The sequence below is a fragment of the Micromonospora sp. NPDC048999 genome, from assembly GCF_040649295.1.
Classification (GTDB): Bacteria; Actinomycetota; Actinomycetes; order Mycobacteriales; family Micromonosporaceae; genus Micromonospora.
Window position 1 is genome coordinate 1 of the sequence record NZ_JBEZFI010000015.1, and the last position, 24,781, is coordinate 24,781.

Here is a 24,781-nt window from a genome sequence, read left to right on the forward strand (position 1 = left end):
CCGCTCGGCGTACTCCATGACCTCGCCGATGCCGTCTAGGTCGATCTCCCCGACTCGGGTCGGGTGCATGACCGCGCGGACCCGGCCACCTCCCTTCAGGGGTACGCACGGACGTGATCGTTTCCTCTACCCTGGCCCGGTGCTGACCGAGGAAGCGCCGAAGGTCACGGACTGGATGCAGGCCTGGGGGAGTCTCGCGGGCCTGGTGATGTCGACGATCGCCGTGCTGTTCACGGGACTGTTGTTCCGGCACGAGGTGCGGGTACGCCGTGAGGAGCGGCGGGACGCCGAAGCCGCCCAGGCCCGGTTGGTCCTCGCCGTCCTGGACGAGCCGGAGCCCTTCCGGAACAGGCCGCTCCCCGCTCAGGTGAGCTACCGGGTGATGAACTTCAGCGGTGCGCCCGTCCTGGACGTGCTGATCCGGCACGTGTGGGCGGGTGGATCGGTGGGACCGACGCACCACATCCCCGTCCTGATCGGCGAGGAGAAGGGCGATCTTCGCGTCCCTGAGGAACTCGATCCCCATGTTGTCGAAGCGGTTGTCGAGTTCTCCGCCATCGAGATCATCTTTACCGACGCCAACGGCCGGAAGTGGCAGCGCCTCGACCGCAGCGCGCCGGTCCGGCTCGTCCAGCGGTCCTACCGGGACCCCTCCATCGTCAGGGTGGTCGCGATCGTCGTCGGCATCATGCTGGCGGCGCTGCTCGCCGGGATCGGGCTCAACCTCGCGGTGCACTGACCACGGCTGCGGGGTCAACCCGTGGTGGGCGCCTTGCTCGCCAGCCGCGCCGCCCGCATCAGCAGGTAGCGCTGCTCGGGGACACTGGTCGTCTGCCCGGCGGCAGCCCGGTAGTGGACCACCGCGGCGTTCGGGTCGCCGGCCATCTCGTACAGGTGCGCCCGGGCCGCGTCGAGGCGGTGCTGCCCGGCCAACCTGGGGTCGGCGGCCAGGGCGGCGAGGGCGTCCAGCCCGGCGGCCGGGCCGTGCACCATCGCGGTGGCCACCGCGCGGTTGAGCGACACCACCGGGTTTCCCGACAGGCGTTCCAGCACTTGGTAGAGGGCGAGGATCTGCGGCCAGTCGGTCTGCGCGGCGGTGGGCGCCTCGTCGTGCAGCGCGGCGATGGCCGCCTGCAACTGGTACGGCCCGACCGGTCCCCGGGCCATCGCCAGGGTGACCAGCGTGGTGCCCTCGGCGACGGCGGTGGCGTCCCACCGGGTGCGGTCCTGGTCGGCGAGCGAGATCAGCTCCCCGGACGGGCCGGTCCGGGCGGCGGCGCGGGCCTCGGTGAGCAGCATCAGGGCGAGCAGCCCGGTCACCTCGCTGTCCTCCGGCAGCAGCCCGTGCATCGCCCGGGTCAACCGGATCGCCTCCTCGGACAGGTCAACCCGACGTAGTGCGTCACCGCGGCTCGCCGTGTGCCCCTCGGTGAAGATCAGGTAGAGCACGTGCAGCACCGTGGCGAGCCGGGACTCCTGTTCGCCCTCGTCGGGCATCCGGAACGGCAGCCCGGAGGATCGGATGCGCTGCTTGGCGCGGCTGATCCGCTGCGCCATGGTGGCCTCGGGCACGAGGAAGGCACGGGCGATCTCGGCGGTGCTGAGGCCGCCCACCGCCCGCAGGGTCAGCGCGATCGCCGACGCCGTCGACAGCGTCGGGTGGCAGCAGAGGAAGAACAGGACCAGGGTGTCGTCCCGGTCCGCGATCAGCGGCTCGTCCGCAGCCGGCGCCGTCCGCCGGTGGTCGCCCTCCCGCCGGGCCGCGCGGTCCTCCCGGTCGCGCCGGGCGGCCTCGGCCCGGACCAGTTCGATCATCCGGCGGTACGCGACCTGGACGAGCCAGCCGCGCGGGTTGTCCGGCAGCCCGTCGACCGGCCACTGGGTGGCCGCGTCCAGCAGCGCCTCCTGCACCGCGTCCTCGGCGGTGGCGAAGTCGCCGAATCGGCGGGTGAGCACGCCGAGGACCTGCGGCGCCAGCTCGCGCAGCAGGTCCTCTACGGCCGACAAGCCCAGGTCAGATCTCCTGGGGTGGTGCCGACATGACGGGGTGCACCTCGATCGGCATGTTCAGCGGTCGCCCGCCGGGGCCGGGCGCGGCGGAGATGTACGCGGCGATCTCGACGGCCCGTTGCGGGGTCTCGCAGTCGACGATCCACCAGCCGGCGAGAAACTCCTTGGTCTCCGCGAACGGCCCCTCGGTGACCACCGGGGCGCCGTTCTCGCCCGCCCGGACGATCCGCGCCTGCTGCGGCCCGCCCAGGCCCTCCGCCTGGACCAGTTCTCCGTCGGCGGTGAGCTTCGCGTTGGTGTCCTGCATGAAGCCGATGTGCGCCTGGATCTCCTCGGGCGTCCAGGTGTCGATCGACGGGAAGTCGGCCCCAGCGGCGCTGAACTGCATCAACAGCATGTACTTCACGGATGGCTCCTCACGCCTGTGCACCGATTCTCGATGCTCCACCCTCAGGTAGAAGTCGCCACCCCGATTCTCGACACCCGCGCCGGAGAATTCTGGCGAATTCTCCGGCGCGGGTCCGGTCGGTTCAGCCTGCTCGGCAGGAGACCGTCGGCCAGGTCCAGTTGCCGTTGTGCTGGATGGTGACGCCCCAGTTGTTGCCGTTGCCGTTGGGCGTGGCGACCATCGTCTGGGAGTTGGTCCAGGTGGCGTTGATGTTCCAGGTGGCGATGATCTTCGCGGGGGACGGGACGGTCATCGTGACGGTCCAGTTGTTGGAGCCGGAGACCGAGACGTTGAGGTTGTAGCGGTCGCTCCACTGTTGGCCGGCCGACAGCGTCGCGGTGCAGCTACCGCCGCCACCGTTGCTGCCGCCGTCGGGGGCCACGGCGCGACCGGTCTGCGGGGAGATCATGCCGGCGCACAGGCCGCGACTGGCCAGCCCCTGCGCGATGCGCGGGATCGCCGAGAGCGTGTTGGCGGGCCAGTCGTGCATGAGGATGATCTGGCCATTGGTGAGCCGGCCGTTGGCCTGCACGATCGCGTCGACGCTGGCACCGTTCCAGTCCTGCGAGTCGACGTCCCAGATGATCTCGGTCAGGCCGTACTTGGCCTCCACCGACTTCAACGTCGAGTTGGTCTCGCCGTACGGCGGGCGGAACAGCTTCGGCGTGCCGCCGCCCGCGTTGGCGATGGCCTGCTGCGTACGGGAGAGCTCCGAGTCGATCTGCGCCTGGCTCTGCTGGGTCAGGTGCGGGTGGGTGTAGCTGTGGTTGCCGACCCACATGCCGGCGTCGACCTGGGCCCGGACCTGGGCCGGGTTGGCGGCCGCGTTCTGCCCGGTGTTGAACATCGTGGCCCGCAGCCCGTTCTGCTTGAGCGCGTTGAGCAGGGCCGGCGTGCTGCTGGACGGGCCGTCGTCGAAGGTGAGCCCGACGTACCCGTTGCAGGTGGCGGCCTGCGCCGGGGCGGCGGTGACGGCGAGGGTGGCGGCGACGCCGCCGGCCGCGACCAGCGCGGCAACGGCGACGCTCGCGAGCAGGGACCGCTTCGAGGGGTTCGGTGTGGTTCGCATCCGGGGTGCGCCTCCTCCTGGCGAGGGCGGGGTGGTTGAGGCTTATCGAACTCTTTCGATGGCGACAGTATTGGTTCGGCCCGGTTGTGGTGTCAACAACTTCCGGAAATGTGCTGGAGGACCTGCCCTGGCCAGGGAACTCCTGATCCAGGAGGGGAGCCGCTGCCACCCGAAACTTTCGGACGCTTTCCGACTCGCTGGCGAGGCCTTCGATGGGAAGGCAAAGCGCCTAGGCGACGGCGGTGACTTCCAGCAGAAGGGCCTGCTCGGGGTGCAGGGCGGGCAGCTGGAGCCCCAGCGACCCGAGCACCGACCCACCGAGGCGCACCCCCTCGGCAGCGGCCAGCCAGGCCGGCGGGGTCAGTTCCAGCAGCGCCGGCCCCGGCACCCCGGCCGGTGGGCGGACCAGATAGCGCCGGGACGGGTCCAGCCCCGGCAGGCGTACCGGTCCTGGCACCTGGGCCACCGAGGTGGTCAGCCGGGAGACCGCGTACACCGCGTGGGTGCGGTCGTGGGCGACCACGCCGTGGGCCTGCACGGCCGGGTCGGGGTGGTCGACCCGGACCACCCGGCCGGCGTGCAGCAGCGGACGCAGCCGTTTGTGCAGCGCCACCCAGGCGGCGAGTTCGGCCCGTTCCGCCGCCGAGATCGCGCTGATGTCCCACTCGATGCCGTGGTGGCCGAAGAGCGCGGTGGCCGCCCGGAAGCCCAGGTCGTGCACCCGGTGGGTGGTGTGTGAGCGCTCTGGTCCGATGTGGGTGCCGATCAGCTCGGGCGGGAGCAGCAGCCCGGTCCAGCGCTGGATCGACAGCCGCTCCAGGGCGTCGTTGCAGTCGCTGGCCCAGACCCGTTCGGTGCGGCGCAGGATCTCCAGGTCGACCCGGCCGCCGCCGGAGGAGCAGCTTTCGATCTCCACCCCGGGATGCCAGGCGCGCAGCGCGTCGAGCAGCCGGTAGACCGCCACGGTCTGCGCGTGCACCCCGGGCCGGCCGGCGTGTCCGGCCTCGGTGAGGTCCCGGTTGTGGTCCCACTTCAGGTAGGCGATGCCGTCGTGCCCGGTCAGCAGCGCGTCCAGCCGGCCCAGCAGGTGGGCGTACGCGTCGGGGTGGGCGAGGTCGAGCACCTGCTGGTGGCGCCACTGCGGTGGCAGTCGGCCGGGCGCCTGGAGCACCCAGTCGGGGCGGACGCGGAACAGGTCCGAGTCGGGGTTGACCATCTCCGGTTCGACCCAGAGCCCGAACTGCATCCCGTGCCCGCGTACGTGGTCGATGAGCGGTTGCAGCCCGCCCGGCCAGACGTCGCGGTCGACCCACCAGTCGCCGAGCCCGGCCCGGTCGTGCCGGCGGCCCCGGAACCAGCCATCGTCGAGCACGAAGCGTTCCACACCCACCTCGGCGGCCCGGTCGGCGAGGCCCTTCAGCCGGTTCAGGTCATGGTCGAAGTAGACCGCCTCCCAGACGTTCAACGTCACCGGGCGGGGGGAACGCGGGTGCCGCGGGCGGGCCCGCAGGTGGGTGTGGAGCACGTCGCTGAGCCCGTCCAGCCCGTCGGCCGAGTGGACCGCGTGCAGCAGGGGAGTGGCGTACTCCGCGCCGGGGGCGAGCACGATCTCGCCGGGGGTGAGCAGCTCACCGCCGCCCAGGGTGGCCTCGCCGGTCGGGCGGCGCTCGGCGACGGTGACGTGGTCGCCGCTCCACGCGGTGTGCACCGCCCACACCTCGCCGTGCCCGAACCCGAAGCCGGGCGTGCCCGCCACCAGCAGCAGCGTGGCGTCGTGGCCGGTCCGGCCGTGTCGGCCCTCGCGTACCCAGGTGCCCATCGGCCACGGGTGCCGCTGCGGCGCGCGTTCCCGGCACCAGCGGCCGGTGAGGTCGAGCAGTTCGGTGGCGACCGCCGGCACCGGCAGCACCGGGGTCAGCTCCCGCACCTCGTACGGCCGGTCGCCGTCGTTGCGCAGCCGGTGCCGCAGCGTCAGCAGCCCGGTCGGGTCCAGCGTGATCTCGATGATCAGGGACAGCCTCGCGCCCGGGTCCGTCGCCCGCACGGTCACCCGCGCGGCACCGGCCCCGTCGGGGTCCCGCTCCTGCCCGGGTACGCGCACCGCCTCCCCACCCGCCGCCACGCGGCTCGGTTCCGGGGCGACGTCGGCGACGTCCAGCCCGTCGAGGCGGAAGGCCGTCGACCAGTCCCGGCCGTCGCGGTGGCCGGACAGGCCGGGCCGGCCACCCCAGCCGGCGCTCGCCTCGGGCAGCAGCGACAGCACGGTCGGCGCGTCGGGGCTGCTCGGCACCACCGGCGGGATGGTGGCGTCGACCAGGGCGGGCAGGTCGTCGGCGGGCAGCGGGCCGAGGTCGGCGCCCCAGTGCACGACCCGGGGCAGGCCCGGGCCGCGCGCGTCGAGCACCAGGCTGGTCCGGCCGCGCCGCAGGTGGACAATGCTCATCCCTTGCTGGCTCCCAGGGTCAGGCCCCGGACGAACTGCTTCTGCAACAAGAAGAAGATCACCAGGGTGGGGATCGCGACCAGGACCGAGCCGGCCGAGACGAGGTTGTTGTCGGTGAAGAACTCGCCGCGCAGGTTGTTCAGCGAACTGGTCACCGGGAACTTGTCGCCGGTGCGCATCAGCACGGTGGCCCAGAAGAACTCGTTGTAGATCCAGGTGACCTCGAGGGTCGCGAGGGCGGCCAGGGCCGGCCGGCACAGCGGCATGGTCACCTGCCAATACTGCCGCCAGATGCTGGCCCCGTCGACCATCGCCGCCTCGTACAACTCGTGCGGCAGGGCCTTCATGTAGTTGCTGAGCACGAAGACGCAGAAGCCGCACTGGAAGGCGACGTTGACCAGGATCAGCCCCCAGTAGCTGTCGTAGAGCAGTTCCGAGTCGCTCATCCAGGCCGGCAGCGGGATTTCGGTGAACATTCGGAACAGCGGGATCAGCAGGGCCTGCTGCGGCAGCAGGTTCGCCGCGGTGAACAGCCCGAGCAGGGCCAGGTTGACCTTCCAGCTGAACCGGGCGATCACGAACGCCACGCAGGAGGCCAGGAAGAGGGTCAACAGCACCGCCGGGACCGTGATGTAGACCGAGTTGAGGAAGTGCTTGCCGAACTCGGCGGTCCGCCAGGCGGTGACGTAGTTGTCGAGGGTCCAGCCGCCGAGCGACACGTAGCCGTTGGCTGCGGTGTAGCGGTACGAGCGCAGTGAGGTCAGCACCGCCCAGAGGATCGGGAAGAGCCAGCCGATCGCCACCGTGCCCAGGAAGAGGTGCAGGACCACCCGGGCGGGCCGCGGCGCCCGGCGGTGCCCGGCCGGGGCGGCGGTCGCGAGCTCGCGGGTCGACGTCGCGGTCATCGTTGGCCCTCCCGCATGACGGTGGCCAGGTAGACGGTGATGAAGACCAGCGAGACGACCAGCATGATCGTCGCCAGCGCGGAGCCGAAGCCGATCCGGCTCGCCTCGCCCACCACGTTCGAGGTGACCAGCGCGGAGAGCAGTTCCAGGCCGTTGCGGCCCTTGTTGATGACCCAGACCAGGTCGAAGGCGCGCAGCGACTCGATCACCGTCACCACCAGCACGATGATGTTGATGGGACGCATCACCGGAAAGACCACCCGGAAGAAGGTGCTGGTCTCCGAGGAGCCGTCCACCGCGGCGGCCTCGCGCAGCGACGGGTCGACGCCCTTGAGGCCGGCCAGGTAGAGCAGCATGATGTAGCCGACGTGCCGCCAGCCGGCGGCGACCAGCACCGCCCAGATGTTGACGTTCGAGTCGCCGTACCAGTCGACGTTGCTGCCCAGCACGGCGTTGAGCAGGCCCTGGTCGCGGCTGTAGATGAGCTGCCAGATGAAGCCGATCAGCGCCAGCGACAGCACCACGGGCAGATAGAGCGCGGTCTGGTAGAACCGGCCGCCGCGTAGCTCCTTGTCGAGCAGCACGGCGAGGAGCATCCCGAACGGGGTGGCCACCACGAACAGGGCGGCCAGCCAGAGCAGGTTGTGTTGAATCGCCGGCACGAACGGCGGGTAGATGTTCAACACGTCGTCGTAGTTCTTCCACCCGACCCAGTCGATCTCGCCGAGCGGGCCGATGCCGTCCCAGTCGGTGCCGGAGAGCAGCACGGTGGCCAGCGCCGGCAGCCAGACCAGGCCGACCACCAGCAGCAGCGGCACCAGCACCATCAGCGTGAGCACCACGCGGTCGGTGCGGGACAGGAGCCGCATGGTGTCCTCCCCCTTCCGCCGTCAGCTGGTAAAGATCGATTTCTTCTGGTTCTCGATGCTGGTCAGCAGCCCGCCGATGTCCTTCGGATCCTTGATGAACTGCTGGAACGCCGGGATGATCACCGTGGAGGCGAAGTCCGGCCGGGTGTCCCGGTCGAGGAACTGGGCGATCTCGGTGGCGGAGCCGACCAATTCGGCGGCCTTGCGCTGCAGGGCGGTGTAGCCGCTGGTGTCCGCGCCGGTGTTGGCCACCAGGGTGCTCGGGTCGTTCTTGACGGTGATGTCCGCCGCGTCCTTCGAGCCGACCCACTCCAGCAGCTTCCGCGCGTTCGCCGGGGACTTCGGCTTGCGGGCCATCATGTAGCCGTCGATCGGCGCATCGAGGGCCTTCGCGCCGACGGTCGAGTCGATCTCCGGGAAGGTGAAGAAGTCCAGGTCGTCCTGCTCGTCGTCGCCGAACTGCTGGGCGACGAAGAGGCCGAGCAGATACATGCCGCTCTTCTTCTGCTGCACCGACTGGGCGGCCTCCTGCCAGGTGCGGCCGAGGGCGTCCGGCTGGTGGATCGGCAGCAGCCCGGCCCACGTGTCGAAGACCGTCTTCACCTTGTCGGAGGTCCACGCCTCCTTGCCGGCCATCAGGTCCACGTGGAACTGGTAGCCGTTGATCCGCAGGTTGAGGATGTCGAAGGTGCCCATCGCCGGCCAGCCGTCCTTGTCGGCGAAGGCGATCGGGACCAGGCCGTCCTTCTTCATCTGCCCGGCGAGGGTGGTCAGCTCGTCGAGGGTCTGCGGCACCTGGTAGCCGTGCTGCTGCCAGACCGACTTCCGATAGAAGACGGCCCACGGGTAGTAGGACGACGGCACGAAGTACTGCTTGCCGTCGTCGCCGGTGGACGCCTTCTTGAACGCGTCCGAATATCCGGAGAGCTTGCCCCACACGTCGCTGACGTCGCCGGTCAGGCCCTTGGCGGCGAAGAACCGCATCCGGTAGCCGGCGAACCACATGAACACGTCGTCCGGCTTGCCCTGCAGGTAGTTGTTGATGTTCTCCTGGAACGTGTTGTGGTCGACCGTGTTGATGGCGACCTCGACCCCGGAGGACGTCTTGAAGCCGTCCATCACCTTGGCGATGACGTCCTTCGGCTTCGGGTCGGACTGGTTGGAGCCGAGCGACACGGTCTTGGCGTCGGCTCCGGAGTCGGTGCCGCAGCCGGCGAGCAGCCCGGTGCCGAGCAGGGCGCCCGCGCCGGCCGCGCCGGCGAGCAGCGCGCGGCGGTGGAGGCCGGCGACGGACGGGGGTACGAGTCGGGCGAGGTACTCGGCTTGCGATCGAGGACGAGACATTGTGCCTCCTACGGGGAAGAGGTGCGCTCACCATGAATCCACATGTCCGAACACAAACAGCCGGTGGCGGTTGAAGCTACTCTGCTCCGTCGATGTTGGAAAGTGTTGACTTGGGTGTTCTCCGGGGGCAGCCTCTGCTGTCATGCGGAGCAGGCACGGCGAGGGCATCTGGTACGGCGCCGACTACAACCCGGAACAGTGGCCCGAGCAGACCTGGGCCGAGGACGTCACGCTGATGCGCCGGGCCGGGGTCAACCTGGTCTCGGTCGGGATCTTCTCCTGGGCCCTGCTGGAGCCGGCCCCCGGGCGCTACGAGTTCGGCTGGCTCGACCGGGCGCTGGACCTGTTGCACGACGGTGGGATCAACGTGGATCTCGCCACCGCCACCGCCAGCCCGCCGCCGTGGCTGGCCCACCGGCACCCGGAGACGCTGCCCCGCCGCGCCGACGGCGCGATCCTGTGGCCGGGCGGGCGGCAGGCATATTGCCCCAGCTCGCCGATCTTCCGGGACCGCTCGCTCGCCCTGGTCGAGGCCGTCGCCGGCCGGTACGCCGACCATCCGGCGGTGGTGATGTGGCACGTCTCCAACGAGCTCGGCTGCCACAACGTGCACTGCTACTGCGACGTCAGCGCCGAGGCGTTCCGCCGCTGGCTACGCGAGCGCTACGGCGACCTGGACGCGCTCAACGCCGCCTGGGGCACCGCATTCTGGAGTCAGCGCTACCACGACTGGGCGGAGATCAACCCACCGCGTACCGCGCCGACCTTCGCCAACCCCACCCAACAGCTGGACTTCCTGCGCTTCTCCTCGGACGAGCAGCGTGCCCAGCTGCGCGCCGAGCGGGAAGTGCTGACCCGGCTCGCCCCCCAGCCGGTCACCACGAATTTCATGATCGGCACCGGCATCAAGCACCTGGACTACCACTCCTGGGCGTCCGACGTGGACCTGGTCGCCAACGACCACTACCTCGTCGCCGCCCAGCCACGGCCGTACGTCGACCTGGCGTTCGCCGCCGACCACACCCGGGGCGTCGCCGGCGGCGGGCCATGGCTGCTGATGGAGCACTCCACCAGCGCGGTCAACTGGCAGCCACGCAACGTCGCCAAGACCCCCGGCCAACTGCGACGCAACAGCCTCGCCCACGTGGCGCGCGGCGCCGACGGGGTGCTCTTCTTCCAATGGCGGGCCTCCCGGGCGGGCGCGGAAAAGTTCCACTCCGCGCTGGTCCCCCATGCCGGCCCGGAGACCAAGGTGTTCCGCGAGGTGTGCCGGCTCGGCGCCGACCTGGCCGCCCTCGCCGAGGTACGCGGCAGCCGGGTCGAGGCCGACGTGGCGATCCTCTTCGACTACGAGGCCTGGTGGGGTGTCGAGCTGGACTCCCACCCCAGCGTCGACGTCACCTACGTCGACCGGCTGACCGCCCTGCACGGCGCGCTTTGGCGAGCCGGGGTCACCGCCGACGTGGTGCACCCGTCGACCGACCTGTCCCGCTACCGGCTGGTCCTGGTGCCCACCCTCTACCTGGTCCGGGACGCCGACGCGGAGTCCCTGCGAGCGTTCGTGGCCGCCGGCGGCACCGCCCTGGTGACGTACTTCAGCGGCATCGTCGACGAACACGACCACATCCGGCTCGGCGGCTACCCGGGCGCGTTCCGCGAGCTGCTCGGCGTCCGTACCGAGGAGTTCTTCCCGCTGCGCGCCGGCGAGCCGGTACGCCTCGACGACGGCTCAGGCGCCGACGTGTGGACCGAGTGGCTGCACGCCGAGGGGGCGCAGGTGCTCGCCGCGTACGCCGACGGGCCGCTCCCCGGGGTGCCCGCGCTGACCCGGCACGCCGTCGGCACCGGCGCCGCCTGGTACGTCGGCACCCGGCTGGACGAGGCCGCCACCGACCGTCTGGTGGCCCGGCTGCTCGCCGAGGCCGGGGTCCGGCCGCCGGTGCCCGCCCCCGACGGGGTGGAGGTGGTCCGGCGGCGCGCCGCCGACCGGAGCTGGCTGTTCGTCATCAACCACACCGACGCGGCGACCCGGCTGGCCGTCACCGGCACCGAGCTGCTCAACGGCGGCCGGTGTGACGGCGAGCTGGTGGTCCCGGCCGGCGAGGTGGCGGTGGTTCGCGAGGAGCCCGGGTCGGTTCCCGCCGCCCCGCCGCGTCCGGCCGCCCGAAGGAGGGCTTGATGCTCGCCCAGCAACGGCAGAGCGCCATCCTGGAGCTGATCCGCCAGCGTGGCGGCGTCCGGGTCAGCCACCTGGTCAGCCGGTTCGGGGTGTCGGACATGACCATCCGCCGGGACCTTGAGGTGCTCGCCGAACGGGGGCTGATCGACAAGGTTCACGGTGGGGCGACCCTCGCCCGCCCCGGATCGGCCGAGGAACCCGGGTTCGCCGCCAAGTCGATCCGGCAGCAGGTCGAGAAGCGGGCCATCGCCGAGCGCGCGGCCCGCCTCGTCGAGCCCGGCATGGCGGTCGCCCTCTCCGCCGGCACCACCACCGCCGCCCTGGCCGCCCGGCTGTCCGAGGTCCGCGGCCTCACCGTGGTCACCAACTCGATCCCGGTCGCCGACGCCCTCTACCAGAACCCCCGCGCCGATCAGACCGTCGTGCTCACCGGCGGCCTCCGTACGCCGTCGGACGCGCTGACCGGGCCGGTGGCCGAGGCGGCCATCGCCGCCCTCAACGTCGACCTGCTCTTCCTCGGTGTGCATGGGATGAGTCCGAGGACGGGCTTCACCACTCCGAACCTGCTGGAAGCGGCGGTCAACCGGCGGCTGATCGACGCCGCCCGGCGGCTCGTGGTGCTCGCCGACCACACCAAGTGGGAGACCATCGGCATCGCCACCATCGCCCCGCTGGACGAGGCCGACGTGCTCATCTCCGACGGCGGGCTGCCGCCGGAAGCCCGCCGACAGCTCGGCGAGCAGGTCGGCGAACTGGTCGTCGTGGACGTCGACTGAGCAACCGGGCTCGGCGGGGTAGGTGGTCAGCCGCCGCCCGTCGCGTCGCACGGACCGTCGTGATCGGCCGGGCGGGTGCATCGGCTCCGGTCGGGCGTGATCCGGTCGCAGAACACCCAGTGCCGTACGTGTTGAGCGTCCTCCGGGGAGACGGTCGCCCCGGCTGCCTCGATGCCCGGTATCAGAGCCAGCGACCGCGTCAGCGTGTACGCGAAGCGCAGCGCCTCGGCGAGGTCCGCAGCCGTTACGGGCAGGTGGATCACGTAGCGGGGTACGGGTTCGCCCGTACCGGTGAAGGCTTCGACGGCGGCCCGGGGCAGCGGCGCGAATACCGCATCCGAGTTGGGTTCCGCCCCCGGGTTCACGACTGCCGCTGCTGGGCCTGGGCGCTCTGCCAGTCGCGCAGCGCCCGCTTGATCCGCATGTTCTCCTCGTTCAGCCGGGCGACGTCCTGATGCAGGGTGGCCAGTTCCAGGGCGACCCGGTGCAGGAACCGGCGTACCTCCTGTGGGTCCAGGCCGCGCCGGCCGAACCCCACGCTGGAGAACTGCCGGTCGCGGACGTTGCGTGGGTGCAGCCGGGGTGGTGTGCTGCCGTAGACGGTGCCTCGGTTCATCGGTCGGCTCCTTCATCGGGTTGGAAGGGCGGTCCTGCCCGGAGGGGGAATTCCGGGCAGGACCGCCCGCCCGGCGACCGCAGCCTCAATCGGCGAGTACGGCCACCGGGCTGCCGGTGGATGGTGCTGAAAGTCGGACAGGACGGGGTCGCGCGGACCCGCTTTTCCGTGATAGGTATTTCGTCAAGTCGGATCGGGGCCGGGACTCGTACGTCCTGACGCCTCATGTTGAGACCCGACGAGAGCCGGTATGCGTCTGCCACACGCGAGGCCGTCTCTCGTCACCTTCTCGGCTGTTGGCACAGCCGCGGTTACCGCGCTTGCACCGGGCGTCCCCGGGGGCCGGTGATCACCTCACCTGAAGGCCACATTTCCAGTGGGCTCGAACTGGAGCAATGGTTCCTTCGCGGGCCTCGCCAACTTTTTTCGAGAGGTGGATCATGCCGCACAAGCCGTTTATTCGGACGCTGCGGGCGCAGTGGCTCGGGCAGCGACTACGGGCGTTGCGGGAGGAGCGGGGGATGACCTTGAAGCTCGTCTCGGAGCACCTCCATCGCGACATGTCGGCCCTGGGCCGCTACGAGCGTGCGGACTGGCCCATTCGACAGGGCGACGTCATCGCACTGCTGGACCTGTACGGCTTTCACAACGCGGCCGAGCGGGCTCGCCTGCTGGCGCTGGCCGAGGAAGTCTGGCGCACCGACCGCTGGGACGAGGACTACGGCGATGTTGTCGATGCCTCATTCATCGAATACCCCTGGCTGGAAGGCCGAGCTGAAAAGATCGCCTCATACAACACCATCCTGCTGCCGGGCCTCATGCAAACCCGCGACTACGCCGAGGCGGTTATTCGCAACGCCGAGAACCCTGAAGTGCCGGCGGAAAAGATCGCTCGTTGGGTGCAGCTAAGACTCGAGCGGCAAAAAATCTTGGACGGATCCGCGAAGATCGCAACCGTCCTCGACGAGAGCGTTCTGCGCCGACTCGTCGGTGGCCGACGAACGATGTGCGCGCAGCTTCAACACCTTCACGAGCTGGCATTGCGACGGAACGTGGAGATCCGGGTCCTGTCATCCTCGGCCGCGTTGCACGCCGGCATGGACGGTGCCTTTACCTTGTTCGCGCTGCCGAAGCCGTACCCGGCGGTCGCCTACCTGGAGAACCTGGCTGGTCGGCTCTACGTGGAGGCACCCAGATCAATGAGGTTTGTTCATGCGTACGATCGGCTCAGGGAAGCCGCGTTGAGTACGAAAGAGTCGACGCAGTTGATCGCCAGCATTGTGGAGGAGTTGTCATGAGCGAGAGTCTGCCGGCGGTCGCCTGGCATATCAGCACCAAGAGCAACGACAACGGTGGGAGCTGCGTCGAGGCGGGGCCGGTGCTGGACGGGTCCGGGCGGGTGGCTGTGCGGCACAGCAAGGCGCGTGACGCTGCGACGATCATCTACACGGCCGGGGAGTGGGCGGCGTTCGTCGGTGGCGTCAAGGAAGGCGAGTTCGACTTCACCACATCCTGACCCCGAGACCTGCCCGTCGAGGGGTGGCACCTACAGGGCTGCCACCCCTCGGTCAGCAGAGCAGTTTCTGTACCTCGCGCCAGAGCTTGTCGAACGACGGGGAGTTGGCTCGCGCAGCGTGCAGGTCGAACTTGGCGGCGAGCGGAGCCTGGTCCACCTTGGGCTTGTAGGGATGACCGACCATCCGCTCGCTGAGCCAGCCCTTTGCATCGCGCTTGGCCTCGGGGTCGGCCGGTGGTTCCAGCTCGTCGGGTAGACCCCGTAGCCCGCCGAGCGACTTGGCGGCAGCCAGGAACCAGGCTTCAAACTCGCGGTTTGCAAGGACCACGCCTACCCTGACGTCCGGTCGAGCTGCCTGGGCCCGACTTTGCAATCGTGGGCCGAGGTCGGCGGGGCAGTGATCGTCCGCGTCAAGCAGCACAAGCACGCCTCCGGGCCCGGTCACCCGCCTGGCCTGAGCCGCCACCACCGCCTCCAGCCCTGCACCAATCAACTGCGTCTGCGGCACCCGAAGCGGCATCGCCACCTGAAGGTTCCAGACCGACAGCTCCGCAGCGATCCTCCGCAGCAGAACGGGCAGGGCGGTCACCTCACCGTGTCCCTCGATCGCCGGCGCGATGGTGATCGGCTCGTGCCCGTTCACTCTGCCACCGGTCCAAACTGGTCCACGGCACCGGGTTCAGGTGATAGCTGATTGGCTCGCATCAGGGCACCAACGGTAAATAGTCCATCACGAACGATTTGTTGGCTCGCCGCGTCCAACGGGCCGATGACTGTTGATCCGTTCATGTTACCGACGGCCAGAACGCTGTCCAGATCAACGTCGTCCCGATCCAGGAGATCATCGCTCTGGGTTGTCGCAATCACTTGGACGTGTTCGCTGGCTTCGGTCAGCGCGTCGTACAAGGCACCGGCGGCAGCGGGATGCAAAGCTGTCTCTGGCTCCTCAATGCCAATCAGGTTGACCTGTCCGTGCTGCGTCGGGGCCTGGAAGAGCGCGGCCAGCACCCCGGCCGTACGGATCGTGCCGTCCGACATGGCGTCGGGGCCGAACGCGGCATCCGTGCCGTCGTCGCTTCGCTGGCGCATCTCGATGGTCACGTAGCGCCCGACCGCATGCCGCTCGATACCGACGATGCTGGGCGCGACGGCCGCGAGATAGTCGTCGACCCGGCTCTTGACTTCCGGATACGAATCGCTGAGGTCGCCCAGCACGTCGCCTAGGTGCTCGCCTCTGCGGCCGAGGACGGCCTGCTTGACGCCCGGCTTTGGAAGCCGGAGCGCGCTCGTCTCGAAGTTGTAGAAGCGCATACCCCGCAGAGCCCGGGTAAGTTGGTCGAGTGCCTTGTCAACCGCGCTGGCGCTTGGCAGGTAGAGGCGGTCAAGGTCTACGGACACTTCTCTGTTCAGGTGACACGGGCGGCTTACCACCCCCCGCTCTGCCCGAAAGCTAGACGTTGACGTCGTTGGAGACGGCCGGCATTCCTCCCACGATACCTGAAACGGATGCTCGGCCGATTCGGGTGTCGTGGCAATCTCGAAGCCGTAGGTCCATCGTTTCCACTCCGGCTCATCCGCGTCTGGCGCTAGGACAAAGTCGATCTCAATGCTGAACGACGTTGCTGGCTCTGGCACCCGCCGTAGGATTTCCGGCAATCCATTACGAATTTCGATCGCCCGTTGAGGAGTGCTGGTGACGGCGTCTGAGACGAATGCCATGGCGTCCAGGAAGTTGCTCTTCCCGGTGCCGTTCGGTCCGACGATCAGTGTCAGCGGTTCCAGGGTTACGTCGCACTCCGCAATGCTCTTGTAGTTGCGGATCCGAACTCGGCTAATTCGTGACTGCGGCCTGCTCGGCCTAGGCCCTAACGGTCTGATTTCGCTCACGTGGTCTCCAAAGCCGGCGTCGTCACTGCACCGAAGGTGCCAGCCCGTGACCTCACCCTACTGGGCCTGGCGAGCCGGCCGACCTCCGCCGCTTTGTGGCGCGCTGCCCGGGCAGTGGCAGTCGTGTGGCCCGGTCATGGGTTGAACTGCGAACCGGGGCAAACGACGACGGTGGCCCCGGGATGAATCCCGGGGCCACCGCCTCTCAGGTGTTGCGCTAAGTCAACGTCGGGCCATGCGCCGTTCAGACATGGAACGCCGTGTCGAGCCAGCCTTGGACAGACCGCGGCTGAACAGGTACGAGCCCGTCAGCACGGTCAGGAACCACCACGCCACGTTCGGGTTGCTGATGTGCAGGCCGTAGGTGGTCGAATACCCCACGAACGACGCGATCACAACGGCCGCGACCGCGATGGCGTAGACCCAGAACTCGGTGGTCAGGAACGCCTGCTTGGTCTCGGTGCCCGTCGGTGCGGGCATCTCATGCCGGTGCCCGTCGCCCATCGCCGGCATCTGGCGAGTCTGGGCTTCCTGCATGGACGCCCGGTTGGGGACCTCCTGCGTCGGCCGGTTCATCGGCCTGGTGGACGCAGCCTGCGTGCTCATCTTGTCCTCCTCGGATGCGATGAGTTGCTCACCCGCCCCGCTACCGCGTTTCGGCCACGGCACGGTTCGCGTTTCGTGGCGGGGGCACCCCGGGTCTACCCGGGGGCTCCGGAGAGCTAACACCGACCTGCGGCCGAATAAGTTCCTCGGGCGGGCCCGACACGGGCTGTTACCTATGGTGACCGCGACCCAGCAGAGGCGACCCGGCCGGGGTTTGGGTCGCCGGTCGTCGGGCACGCAACACGGATACCCGAGAGCACTGCGAGGTGGTTGACGTGCGTGAGGACGACATGCGGCAGGAGGCCGCGCGGCGGGCCGAGGAGCGGATCGCCGGCGGCGTGTACGCCAAGGGCGCGGTCGACGAGGTCACGGTGCCACAGACCGACGTGTTGCGGGTGATTCAGGAGGAGGATCCGGACGATCCGGCGCACGTCCCGGTCGACCCGAACGTGCTGCGCGACGGCGGGCCCACCCGTGGTCAGGGCGCGGTCACCACGACCGGGGGCACCGCCGGCCCGGCCAGCGCCCGCCGGGTGGCCCGGCAGCCGGAGCGGCACCGGGGCAAGGTGGCGCCGACCACCACCGGCGACGCCACCACCGGCGGCCTGAGCACCCCGGCTGGCGGCTCGACCAGCGACGCCTCGTCGAGCGGCGCCCAGGTCGGCAACTTCACCGACGAGAGGCCCCACCCAGGCTGAGGCCCGGCCCTTGGTCGATCATGAGGTTGGCGGCATCAGTGGAGATCCACATCGCCGCCAACCTCATGATCAACGAGGCGAGGTCAAGGGTCGGGGTCAAGCGGTGCGGAGGATGCCGAGGCGTTGGGTGGCGCGGGTGAGGGCGACGTAGAGGTCGCTGTGGCCGCGTGGGGACTCGGCGACGATTTGGGCCGGGTCGACCACCAGCACGGTGTCGAACTCGAGGCCCTTGGCCTGCTCGGTGGTGAGGACCACCACGCGGTTGGCCAGCTCGGGCTGCTCGCCGACCGCCGCCTCTGGTAGCGCGGCGGTGACCGTCGTGCCCAGCTCGGCCATTCGGCCGGTTGGGACGATCACCCCGAGGCGGCCGTCGGCCAGCCCGGCCGCCTCCTGCGCCGTCGCCTCGACCAGTTCCGCGGCGAGCCGGTCCGCGTCGACCGTGCGGTCCCAGGGTGGCACGCCGCTGGCGCGTACGGAGCGGGGCGGGCGTAGCGCCGGGTCGATCGCGGCGAGCACGTCGGCGGCGACCGCCATGATCTCGGCGGGCGTGCGGTAGCTGACGGTCAGCTCCTCCAGCCGCCACCGGTCCGCCACGTACGGTTCGAGCGCCTCTGACCAGGATGGCGTGCCGGCGAGAGCGCCGGTCTGGGCCACGTCACCGACGATGGTCATCGACCGGCTCGGGCAGCGGCGCATCAGCAGCCGCCACGCCATCGGCGACAGCTCCTGCGCCTCGTCGACGATGACGTGCCCGAACGCCCAGCTCCGGTCGGCCGCGGCGCGCTGTGCGGTGGTCAGCCGCTCCGACTCCTCCTGCCGTTCCAACAGCCGGTCGGCGTCGAGCAGGTCGGTGACGCCGAGGATCTCGCCGCCGTCCGCCTCGTCCTCGACGTCGATCGACCGGGAACCCCGGGCGATCTCCAGCACGCCCTCGGCGTACTCGCGTTGCAGCGACCGGATCCGATCCCGGCGGGCCGCGGCGGCGCGCTCGTCCTCGCCCAGCAGCTCGGCCGCCTCGTCCAGCAGTGGCACGTCGGCCGGCGTCCAGCCGCCCGGCTCGCGGTGCAGCAGCGCCCGCTCGGCGTCGGTGAGCATCGGCGCGGCGGTGGCGATCCGCTCCGGGTCGGCGTACAGCTCGGCGAGCAGGCGCTGCGGGGTGAGCACCGGCCACAGCTCGTCCAGGGTGGCGCGGACCTCGGGCTCTTCGTGCAGCTCCCGGCGGATCTCGGCGACGTCCGCCTCGGAGAGCAGGTTCTCCCCGCCGAGCGGGTCGGCACCGATCCGCTCGGCCACCTGGTTGGCGAGCGCGTGCACGATCTCGATGTCGAACAGCGCCCGGGCCAGGTTGTGCGGCCGGTTCGAGCGGCGGACCCGGTCCCGGGCCGCTCGTACCGTGTCCGGGTCCAGGGTGAGCAGCTCCCGCTGCGGCAGCTCGATCTCCAGCGGCTCGTCGGGCACCCACTGCCGGTCCCGTACGGCGTTGGCCAGCACCTCGGCCATCAGCGCGCGGCCCTTGAGCGCGGCGGTCCGCGCCGGCTCGGTCCGGCGGGCCTGCACGCCGGGGAAAAGGTCGGCCTGGGTACGCAGCAGCACACCGGTCTCGGCCAGCGCCGGCAGCACCTGGGAGATGTAGCGCAGGAAGGTGGCGTTCGGGCCGACCAGCAGCACACCCCGGGTGGAGAGCTGCTGGCGGTGGGTGTAGAGCAGGTACGCGGCGCGGTGCAGCGCCACCGCCGTCTTGCCGGTGCCCGGCCCGCCCTGCACCACCAGCACGCCCGGCAGGTCGGCGCGGATGATCCGGTCCTGCTCGGCCTGGATGGTCTCGACGATGTCGCGCATCCGGCCCGTCCGGCCGGCGTTGAGCGCGGCGAGCAGGGACGCTTCGCCGGTCAGCTCCTCGTGTGCGGTGGGGGAGGCGGTGGCGATGTCCAGCACCTCGTCGTTGAGCCCGGTGACCTTCCGCTCCCGGGTACGCAGGTGCCGCCGCAGGCGTACGCCCTGCGGGTTGGCGGCGGTGGCGAGGTAGAACGACCGCGCGGCCGGGGCCCGCCAGTCCATCAGCAGCGGGTCGTAGTCGCCGCTGGTGTCGAAGATGCCGATCCGGCCGATGTAGCGGCGGGCGCCGTCGTCGCCGTCGAGGCGGCCGAAGCAGAGGCCGGTCTCCACCGCGGAGAACTGCTCGACCTGCTCGGCGTACATCCCGACGGTGGAGTCGCGCTGCGAGCGGGCCTGCAGCGTGCCGCCGGTGGTCCGCAGCTCCTCGGTGAGCCGCTGGGCGGCCTGCTCCCGCATGCCGTCCAGCCGGTCGTAGAGCATCGAGACGTACTCCTGCTCGCGGCCGATCTCGTCGCCCGATCCCGCCAGCGCACTCGCAGTTGACAAGCCGTCTCCTCAGAGCCTAAGATAGCTGTAGGAATGGCTGATTTTGCCATTCCTTTTTGTGTTTGGACTGAGAAAGATACCGCGCGTCGAGCCGCCGGACCAAGCCGGCCGCGTCGCTACGGCTGGGTGGACCTCCACGCCTGCTGGTGGAGCCGCTCGAAGCCGTCGAGCAGCAGGTCGAGCGCGAATTCGAACTCGAACTGGTCGTCGCAGCCCTGCCCCACGACCGATCCGTTGTCGTGCGCTTCTCCCAGGGCGATCTCCGCGATGTACGGATACCGGCGCGCCAACTCCTCGAACACGGCTGCCTGCTGTTGCGGATCGGCGGGTGGCGGTGGGCCGGGAAACACCTCCTGGGTGAATCCCCACACCCGGCTACCCAGGGCGTGCATCACGTGGTGGGTGAGGTCGATGGAGAAGCCGCCGGCCCGGAACATGCCGACGACCGAGTTCAGGTAGTCGAACACGACCAGGGTGGGGTGGGGGCGGGACTCGATGACGCGGGACGCCCATGGGTGGCGCAGCAACGCCCGCCGGGCCGAGAGGATGCGCTGGCGGATCGCGCTCTTCCAGGCGGTGCCTGCCTCCGGGGGGTCGATCTCGCTGACGACGACGTCGACCATGCCGTCGAGGAGTTCCTCCTTGTTGGCCACGTGTTTGTAGAGCGCCATCGGCACGACGCCCAGTTCCTGGGCGAGGGCGCGCATGCTCAGCGATTCGATCCCGGCCCGGTCGGCGAGCGCGACAGCGGCGTGGAGCACGCGGTCCCGGTTGAGCGGGACCCGACGCGCACCGGCTGCCTGCTGGACCATGTCGACCGCCTCTCGTAGGAACACCCCTTGACGGTGTACGGCGTACACCCTACCCTTCAGGCGAAGAGGTGTACGCCGTACACCTCCGACGTGACCGGCCTGCTGATGACCGGAACGAGAGAAGGGAACCGCGGTGACTTCCTTCGTGAAACGAGACTGGCTGGTGCCGGTCGGGCTGATCATGCTCAGCGCCGTGCCGGTGATCGCCGGTGCCGCCCGGGTCGCCGAGCTGAGCGGCGGCGCGACAGTCACAGCAGACAACGCCCGGTTCTTCGCCGCACCGGTGCCCGTGCTGGTGCACATCGTCGGCGCCAGCCTCTACTGCCTGCTGGGCGCGGCGCAGTTCGCCCGTGGATTCCGCCGCCGCCGGCCCGGCTGGCACCGCGCAGCCGGGCGGTTGCTGGTCCCCTGCGGACTCGCCGCCGCGCTGTCCGGGCTCTGGATGGCGCTGTTCTATCCCCGGCCGCCCAGCGACGACGTGCTCGTCACCGGCTTCCGGCTCGTCTTCGGCTCAGCCATGGTCGCCTTCATCGTCCTCGGCGTCGCCGCCATCCGGCGCCGGGACATCGCCCGCCACCGCGCCTGGATGGCTCGCGGCTACGCCATCGGTCTCGGCGCGGGCACCCAGGTCCTGACCCACCTGCCCTGGATGGTGCTGGCCGGCCCGCCGAGTGGGCTCACCCGGGCGCTGCTCATTCTCGCCGGCTGGGTGATCAACCTCGGGGTGACCGAATGGGCGCTCCGCAAGCGACCCACCCGGTCACCCCGGACCGTTGGACGTCCGACCAACGCTCACGCGGGCGCCGGGCCGGCGAGTCAGCCGCGCGCGACCTGGTAGAGCCGCTCCGGCGTGACCATGCCGGCCAGCACCCGGCCGTCGTCGGTGAGCAGCACGCTGAACAGCTTCCCGGTCAACAGCCGGCCGCTGCCCCAGTCACCGCTCACCTTCGGCAGCCCGCCGAGCACCTGGGCCACCGCGTCCGCGCCCGGCGCCGCCGACTTCGCGTCGCCCTTCGGGCCACCCGTCAGACCGGCCGCGTCGAGCCGCGCCACCAGCACCGTGGTCCAGCCGGTGCCGACCGTACGCAGGTCCTGGCCGTCCGGCCGCCGGTCGGTGTCCGGGTCGTGCTTCGCGGCCGGCCCGCGCTCGACCCCCGCCAGATCCTCGCCGGCCTTGACGCCGGGCTCCTCGGTGACCGTGACCCCCGGCGGCGGGTTGAACCGGAACTGGTCGGCGTCCGGGGTGCGGAAGTCGACCTGGGTGAAGGCCACCTCGAACGCCGGCCGGTCGGTGCCGTTGGCGAGCACCTCGAACCGCAGCGGCACGTGCTTCTTCGCGTCCAACGCGATCCGCACCTGGTGCACCAGCGAGTCGGCGTCGCGCGGGCTGAGCACCAACTCGTACGCGTCCCGCCCGGCCACCCGTGCGGAGCGGCCGACGGTGACCTCGGTGGTCGGGTCGATCGCGGCGAGCGCCCGGTCGGCGGCGTCGGCCGGGGTGGCCGGCGCGGACGGCAGGGTCGCCTCGCCCGCCGGCAACGTCCGGTGCGACGCGGTGTTGGTCCGGCTGCTCCACGTCCACACGTCCCGGCCGTTGTGCAGCAGATCCTGCTCACCGAGCGTGTCGATCAGGGCGAGCCGCTGCCGGTCCGGTCCGGCGTACCAGACCCGCAGGGTGTGCGTGCCGGTGAGCAGGGTGGCCAGTTCGTTACCGGTGGCCGCGCCGGCCAGGTCGGCGATCGGCGGCAGCCCGAGGTCGGCGCGCTGCACCACCGTGCCGGAGAGCCCGTCCAGGCGGGACGTGCGCAGGTCGTTCAGCAGGTCGGCCGCGGTGCGCGGCGGCAGCGCCGGTTCGGCCCCGGCGGCGAACGTGCCGACCGCGGCACCACCGCCGATCACGGCGACCCCCGCGGTCACCGGGACCAGCCAGCGCAGCACGGCACGATTCTTGAATACGGGCATGTTAGGCACCTCCTGACCGTAATGGTGCACGTGGGTCGCTGTGAGGCCGCTGAGGAGAAACCCTAGGGATGGTCACCCGGTGGCACCCTTGGACGGGTGCGATTGCTGGTGGTGGAGGACGAGTCGCGACTCGCGTTCGCGTTGCAGCGGGGCCTGCAGGCCGAGGGTTTCGCGGTGGACGTCGAGTCGACCGGGCCGGCCGGCCTGGACGCCGCCCGGCACGGCGGCTACGACGCGATGATTCTCGACGTGATGCTGCCCGGCCTCTCCGGCTACGAGGTGGTGCGCCGGCTGCGGGCCGAGGAGCACTGGCTGCCGGTGCTCATGCTCTCGGCCAAGGACGGCGAGTACGACCAGGCCGACGGGCTGGACTGCGGGGCGGACGACTACCTCACCAAGCCCTTCTCGTACGTGGTGCTGCTGGCCCGGCTGCGGGCGCTGCTGCGTCGCGGCGCGCCGGAACGCCCCACCGTGCTCACGGTCGGCGACCTGCGGCTGGACCCGGCGCGACGGCGGGTGACCCGGGCCGACGTCGAGGTGGCCCTGACCACCCGCGAGTACGCCCTCCTCGACTACCTGATGCGCCGGCCCGGCGAGGTCGTCTCCAAGACCGAACTGCTGGACCACGTCTGGGACGCCAGCCTGGACACCGCCCCCAACGCCGTCGAGGTCTACGTCGGCTACCTGCGCCGCAAGATCGGCCGCGACCGGCTGGAGACGGTCCGCGGCGCCGGCTACCGGCTCGCCACATGACCGCCCTCCTCGCTGGTCTCCGGCAGCGGATGGGCCGCCTGCCGACCCTCGGCCTGCGGGTCCGGCTGCTGGTGATCGGGGTGGCCGGCCTCAGCGTCGGGCTGGCGCTCGGCGGGACGCTGCTGCTCGGCGCGCTCGGCTGGACGTTGCAGCGCACGGTCGACGCCGAGGCGTTCCGGACCGGCGACGCGGTCGCGCTGCTGGCCGCCGAGAACGCCCTGCCCGACCCGCTACCGGTGGCCGGTGGCCAGCTGCGGGTCCAGGTGGTCGACGCCCAGGGCCGGATCCGCGCCGCGTCGATCGACGCCGACCGGCTCGTACCCATGCTCCGCCCCGACCAGCTCCGCGCCGGTCAGCGTCAGCGCCTCGTGGTGGACGGGCGGCGGGTCGGCCTCGCCGGCCCGGTCCGGGTGGTGACCGTGCCGGCGGGCACCCCGGCCGAACCGCTCACCGTGCTGGTCGCCAAGTCCATGGCGGACGTGCGGCACAGCCTGTACGTGGTCCGGGCCCTGCTGCTGGTGGGCTTCCCGCTGCTGGTCGCCGGGCTGGCCGTGGTCGCCTGGCGGGTGGTCGGCGCGACACTGCGGCCGGTGGAGGCGCTGCGCAGCGGCGCCGCCGAGATCACCGGACGGGCCGGTCCGGGGCGGTTGCCCGTACCGGCCGCGCGGGACGAGATCCAGCGGCTGGCGGTCACCCTCAACGACATGCTCGACCGGCTGGAAGCGTCCCGGGCCCGGCAACGGGCCTTCGTCGCCGACGCCGCGCACGAGCTGCGCAGCCCACTGACCAACATGCGTACGGAGCTGGAGGTGGCCCGTCGGCTGGGCGACGCGACGGACTGGCCGACGGTCGCGGACAACCTGCTCGCCGACACCGACCGGCTGAGCAGGCTCGTCGACGACCTGCTGCTGCTGGCCCGCCTCGACGAACAGCCCGCCCGGCCGGACGGCAGCGCCGCGCGGGCGGTGGGCCCGGTGGAGCTGGGTGAGCTGCTGCGCGGCGTCGCCGCCCGCTACCCGTCCCCACCGGTACGCCTCGCGTCACCGCCCGGGCCGCTGTGGACCGAGGGCGACCAGGGGGAGCTGCGCCGGGTGCTGGTCAACCTGGTGGAGAACGCGCTGCGGCACGCCCACGGCGAGGTGGTGCTGGCGGTCACCGGGCCGTACCCCGACCCGCCGGTGCCCGGGCAGCGCGGGGCGGCGCCGGCTGCCGGGGCGTACCACCTGGTGACGGTGACCGACGACGGGCCGGGCATCCCGGCGGCCGACCGGGAGCGGGTCTTCGCCCGGTTCACCCGCCTCGACGACGCCCGGGCCCGGGACGACGGCGGCGCCGGGCTGGGGCTGGCCATCGTGCGGGAGCTGGTCCGCCGGGCCGGCGGCTCGGTCGACCTGGCCGACGCCGCACCCGGGCCGGCGGCGGGCACCGGGCCGGGGCTGCTGGTCAGCGTACGGCTGCCGGCGCTGGACGATCCGGAGGCGGACTGCTGACCCCCAGGCTCGCTTC

General features: G+C 70.8%; 24 protein-coding genes. 9 read left to right on the forward strand and 15 right to left on the reverse strand.

All coding sequences use genetic code 11. From position 1 onward, the window contains the following. Positions 1-739: hypothetical protein (locus AB0C02_RS17635; RefSeq protein WP_357549214.1), on the forward strand; the 739-nt coding region annotated here is incomplete at its 5' end. Positions 740-753: 14 nt separating this feature from the next. Here the strand turns inward: AB0C02_RS17635 and AB0C02_RS17640 are convergent. The 7 genes from AB0C02_RS17640 to AB0C02_RS17670 form a co-directional block, all read right to left on the reverse strand. Then, positions 754-2,013, reverse strand: a complete 1,260-nt coding sequence (locus tag AB0C02_RS17640) for a sigma-70 family RNA polymerase sigma factor (protein WP_357549357.1) — start codon at positions 2,011-2,013, stop codon at positions 754-756. A gap of 1 nt (position 2,014) precedes the next feature. Beyond that, complete coding sequence (locus AB0C02_RS17645) at positions 2,015-2,407, reverse strand: YciI family protein (protein WP_357549358.1); 393 nt, start codon at positions 2,405-2,407, stop codon at positions 2,015-2,017. 133 nt (positions 2,408-2,540) lie between these two features. Continuing rightward, on the reverse strand, positions 2,541-3,527 hold the full coding sequence (locus tag AB0C02_RS17650; protein WP_357549215.1) for a polysaccharide deacetylase family protein: 987 nt from the start codon (positions 3,525-3,527) through the stop codon (positions 2,541-2,543). Between the two features lie 229 nt (positions 3,528-3,756). Beyond that, positions 3,757-5,970, reverse strand: a complete 2,214-nt coding sequence (locus AB0C02_RS17655) for an alpha-galactosidase (RefSeq protein WP_357549216.1) — start codon at positions 5,968-5,970, stop codon at positions 3,757-3,759. After that, positions 5,967-6,875, reverse strand: coding sequence for a carbohydrate ABC transporter permease (locus tag AB0C02_RS17660; RefSeq protein WP_357549217.1), 909 nt, complete (start codon positions 6,873-6,875; stop codon positions 5,967-5,969). Before AB0C02_RS17660 ends, AB0C02_RS17655 begins: the two co-directional genes overlap by 4 nt. After that, positions 6,872-7,744: a sugar ABC transporter permease gene (locus AB0C02_RS17665; RefSeq protein ID WP_357549218.1), complete on the reverse strand. Its 873-nt coding sequence runs from the start codon at positions 7,742-7,744 to the stop codon at positions 6,872-6,874. Before AB0C02_RS17665 ends, AB0C02_RS17660 begins: the two co-directional genes overlap by 4 nt. Before the next feature lie 21 nt (positions 7,745-7,765). Then, positions 7,766-9,088: an ABC transporter substrate-binding protein gene (locus AB0C02_RS17670; RefSeq protein WP_357549219.1), complete on the reverse strand. Its 1,323-nt coding sequence runs from the start codon at positions 9,086-9,088 to the stop codon at positions 7,766-7,768. A 142-nt stretch (positions 9,089-9,230) separates the two neighbouring features. On the opposite strand from AB0C02_RS17670, the gene AB0C02_RS17675 reads away from it, so the two are divergent. Both AB0C02_RS17675 and AB0C02_RS17680 read left to right on the forward strand, forming a co-directional pair. Beyond that, on the forward strand, positions 9,231-11,267 hold the full coding sequence (locus AB0C02_RS17675; RefSeq protein ID WP_357549220.1) for a beta-galactosidase: 2,037 nt from the start codon (positions 9,231-9,233) through the stop codon (positions 11,265-11,267). After that, positions 11,267-12,043 carry a DeoR/GlpR family DNA-binding transcription regulator gene (locus AB0C02_RS17680; RefSeq protein ID WP_357549221.1) on the forward strand — a complete coding sequence of 259 codons (777 nt, stop codon included), beginning with the start codon at positions 11,267-11,269 and terminating at the stop codon, positions 12,041-12,043. The genes AB0C02_RS17675 and AB0C02_RS17680 overlap by 1 nt, the downstream gene beginning before the upstream one ends. A 26-nt stretch (positions 12,044-12,069) precedes the next feature. Here AB0C02_RS17680 and AB0C02_RS17685 read toward each other — a convergent pair whose 3' ends face one another. Together AB0C02_RS17685 and AB0C02_RS17690 are read right to left on the reverse strand one after the other, a co-directional pair. Further along, positions 12,070-12,306: a hypothetical protein gene (locus tag AB0C02_RS17685; RefSeq protein ID WP_357549359.1), complete on the reverse strand. Its 237-nt coding sequence runs from the start codon at positions 12,304-12,306 to the stop codon at positions 12,070-12,072. A 98-nt stretch (positions 12,307-12,404) separates the two neighbouring features. Continuing rightward, the gene (locus tag AB0C02_RS17690) at positions 12,405-12,659 is read right to left on the reverse strand and encodes a DivIVA domain-containing protein (protein WP_357549222.1); all 255 of its coding nucleotides are present in this window, start codon (positions 12,657-12,659) and stop codon (positions 12,405-12,407) included. Positions 12,660-13,099: 440 nt separating this feature from the next. On the opposite strand from AB0C02_RS17690, the gene AB0C02_RS17695 reads away from it, so the two are divergent. Both AB0C02_RS17695 and AB0C02_RS17700 read left to right on the forward strand, forming a co-directional pair. Then, entirely contained in the window at positions 13,100-13,957 is an 858-nt protein-coding gene (locus tag AB0C02_RS17695) for a helix-turn-helix transcriptional regulator (RefSeq protein ID WP_357549223.1), read from the forward strand. After that, a complete protein-coding gene (locus AB0C02_RS17700) occupies positions 13,954-14,175 on the forward strand; it encodes a DUF397 domain-containing protein (protein WP_357549224.1) in 222 nt (73 codons plus the stop codon). The genes AB0C02_RS17695 and AB0C02_RS17700 overlap by 4 nt, the downstream gene beginning before the upstream one ends. Before the next feature lie 52 nt (positions 14,176-14,227). On the opposite strand, the gene AB0C02_RS17705 is transcribed toward AB0C02_RS17700, so the two are convergent. From AB0C02_RS17705 to AB0C02_RS17715, 3 genes are all read right to left on the reverse strand, one after another. Continuing rightward, complete coding sequence (locus tag AB0C02_RS17705; protein ID WP_357549225.1) at positions 14,228-14,818, reverse strand: DUF4276 family protein; 591 nt, start codon at positions 14,816-14,818, stop codon at positions 14,228-14,230. Beyond that, the gene (locus tag AB0C02_RS17710; protein ID WP_357549226.1) at positions 14,815-16,062 is read right to left on the reverse strand and encodes an AAA family ATPase; all 1,248 of its coding nucleotides are present in this window, start codon (positions 16,060-16,062) and stop codon (positions 14,815-14,817) included. Before AB0C02_RS17710 ends, AB0C02_RS17705 begins: the two co-directional genes overlap by 4 nt. 222 nt (positions 16,063-16,284) lie before the next feature. Next, the gene (locus tag AB0C02_RS17715) at positions 16,285-16,668 is read right to left on the reverse strand and encodes a hypothetical protein (protein WP_357549227.1); all 384 of its coding nucleotides are present in this window, start codon (positions 16,666-16,668) and stop codon (positions 16,285-16,287) included. A gap of 275 nt (positions 16,669-16,943) precedes the next feature. On the opposite strand from AB0C02_RS17715, the gene AB0C02_RS17720 reads away from it, so the two are divergent. After that, entirely contained in the window at positions 16,944-17,366 is a 423-nt protein-coding gene (locus tag AB0C02_RS17720) for a hypothetical protein (RefSeq protein ID WP_357549228.1), read from the forward strand. Positions 17,367-17,462: 96 nt separating this feature from the next. On the opposite strand, the gene AB0C02_RS17725 is transcribed toward AB0C02_RS17720, so the two are convergent. Both AB0C02_RS17725 and AB0C02_RS17730 read right to left on the reverse strand, forming a co-directional pair. After that, a complete protein-coding gene (locus tag AB0C02_RS17725; protein ID WP_357549360.1) occupies positions 17,463-19,682 on the reverse strand; it encodes an ATP-binding domain-containing protein in 2,220 nt (739 codons plus the stop codon). Positions 19,683-19,864: 182 nt separating this feature from the next. Further along, positions 19,865-20,560 carry a TetR/AcrR family transcriptional regulator C-terminal domain-containing protein gene (locus tag AB0C02_RS17730; protein ID WP_357549361.1) on the reverse strand — a complete coding sequence of 232 codons (696 nt, stop codon included), beginning with the start codon at positions 20,558-20,560 and terminating at the stop codon, positions 19,865-19,867. A gap of 163 nt (positions 20,561-20,723) precedes the next feature. Here AB0C02_RS17730 and AB0C02_RS17735 point away from each other — a divergent pair, with 163 nt between their 5' ends. Beyond that, positions 20,724-21,398 (forward strand): DUF2306 domain-containing protein, encoded by a 675-nt coding sequence (locus AB0C02_RS17735; RefSeq protein WP_357549362.1) that lies wholly within the window; start codon positions 20,724-20,726, stop codon positions 21,396-21,398. Here the strand turns inward: AB0C02_RS17735 and AB0C02_RS17740 are convergent. After that, positions 21,377-22,522: a sigma-E factor regulatory protein RseB domain-containing protein gene (locus AB0C02_RS17740; RefSeq protein ID WP_357549229.1), complete on the reverse strand. Its 1,146-nt coding sequence runs from the start codon at positions 22,520-22,522 to the stop codon at positions 21,377-21,379. The genes AB0C02_RS17735 and AB0C02_RS17740 overlap by 22 nt on opposite strands. A 96-nt stretch (positions 22,523-22,618) precedes the next feature. On the opposite strand from AB0C02_RS17740, the gene AB0C02_RS17745 reads away from it, so the two are divergent. Next, entirely contained in the window at positions 22,619-23,275 is a 657-nt protein-coding gene (locus AB0C02_RS17745; RefSeq protein ID WP_357549230.1) for a response regulator transcription factor, read from the forward strand. Then, positions 23,272-24,765: an ATP-binding protein gene (locus tag AB0C02_RS17750; RefSeq protein WP_357549231.1), complete on the forward strand. Its 1,494-nt coding sequence runs from the start codon at positions 23,272-23,274 to the stop codon at positions 24,763-24,765. Before AB0C02_RS17745 ends, AB0C02_RS17750 begins: the two co-directional genes overlap by 4 nt. Positions 24,766-24,781 lie beyond the last annotated feature (16 nt).

Excerpts from the sequence above, each read along its gene's own strand:
- AB0C02_RS17645 (WP_357549358.1), bottom strand. The coding sequence starts at position 2,407 with ATGCTGTTGATGCAGTTCAGCGCCGCTGGGGCCGACTTCCCGTCGATC.
- AB0C02_RS17650 (WP_357549215.1), bottom strand. The coding sequence starts at position 3,527 with ATGCGAACCACACCGAACCCCTCGAAGCGGTCCCTGCTCGCGAGCGTC.
- AB0C02_RS17655 (WP_357549216.1), bottom strand. The coding sequence starts at position 5,970 with ATGAGCATTGTCCACCTGCGGCGCGGCCGGACCAGCCTGGTGCTCGAC.
- AB0C02_RS17660 (WP_357549217.1), bottom strand. The coding sequence starts at position 6,875 with ATGACCGCGACGTCGACCCGCGAGCTCGCGACCGCCGCCCCGGCCGGG.
- AB0C02_RS17665 (WP_357549218.1), bottom strand. The coding sequence starts at position 7,744 with ATGCGGCTCCTGTCCCGCACCGACCGCGTGGTGCTCACGCTGATGGTG.
- AB0C02_RS17670 (WP_357549219.1), bottom strand. The coding sequence starts at position 9,088 with ATGTCTCGTCCTCGATCGCAAGCCGAGTACCTCGCCCGACTCGTACCC.
- AB0C02_RS17675 (WP_357549220.1), top strand. The coding sequence starts at position 9,231 with ATGCGGAGCAGGCACGGCGAGGGCATCTGGTACGGCGCCGACTACAAC.
- AB0C02_RS17680 (WP_357549221.1), top strand. The coding sequence starts at position 11,267 with ATGCTCGCCCAGCAACGGCAGAGCGCCATCCTGGAGCTGATCCGCCAG.
- AB0C02_RS17690 (WP_357549222.1), bottom strand. The coding sequence starts at position 12,659 with ATGAACCGAGGCACCGTCTACGGCAGCACACCACCCCGGCTGCACCCA.
- AB0C02_RS17695 (WP_357549223.1), top strand. The coding sequence starts at position 13,100 with ATGCCGCACAAGCCGTTTATTCGGACGCTGCGGGCGCAGTGGCTCGGG.
- AB0C02_RS17700 (WP_357549224.1), top strand. The coding sequence starts at position 13,954 with ATGAGCGAGAGTCTGCCGGCGGTCGCCTGGCATATCAGCACCAAGAGC.
- AB0C02_RS17715 (WP_357549227.1), bottom strand. The coding sequence starts at position 16,668 with ATGAGCACGCAGGCTGCGTCCACCAGGCCGATGAACCGGCCGACGCAG.
- AB0C02_RS17725 (WP_357549360.1), bottom strand. The coding sequence starts at position 19,682 with ATGCTCTACGACCGGCTGGACGGCATGCGGGAGCAGGCCGCCCAGCGG.
- AB0C02_RS17730 (WP_357549361.1), bottom strand. The coding sequence starts at position 20,560 with ATGGTCCAGCAGGCAGCCGGTGCGCGTCGGGTCCCGCTCAACCGGGAC.
- AB0C02_RS17740 (WP_357549229.1), bottom strand. The coding sequence starts at position 22,522 with ATGCCCGTATTCAAGAATCGTGCCGTGCTGCGCTGGCTGGTCCCGGTG.
- AB0C02_RS17750 (WP_357549231.1), top strand. The coding sequence starts at position 23,272 with ATGACCGCCCTCCTCGCTGGTCTCCGGCAGCGGATGGGCCGCCTGCCG.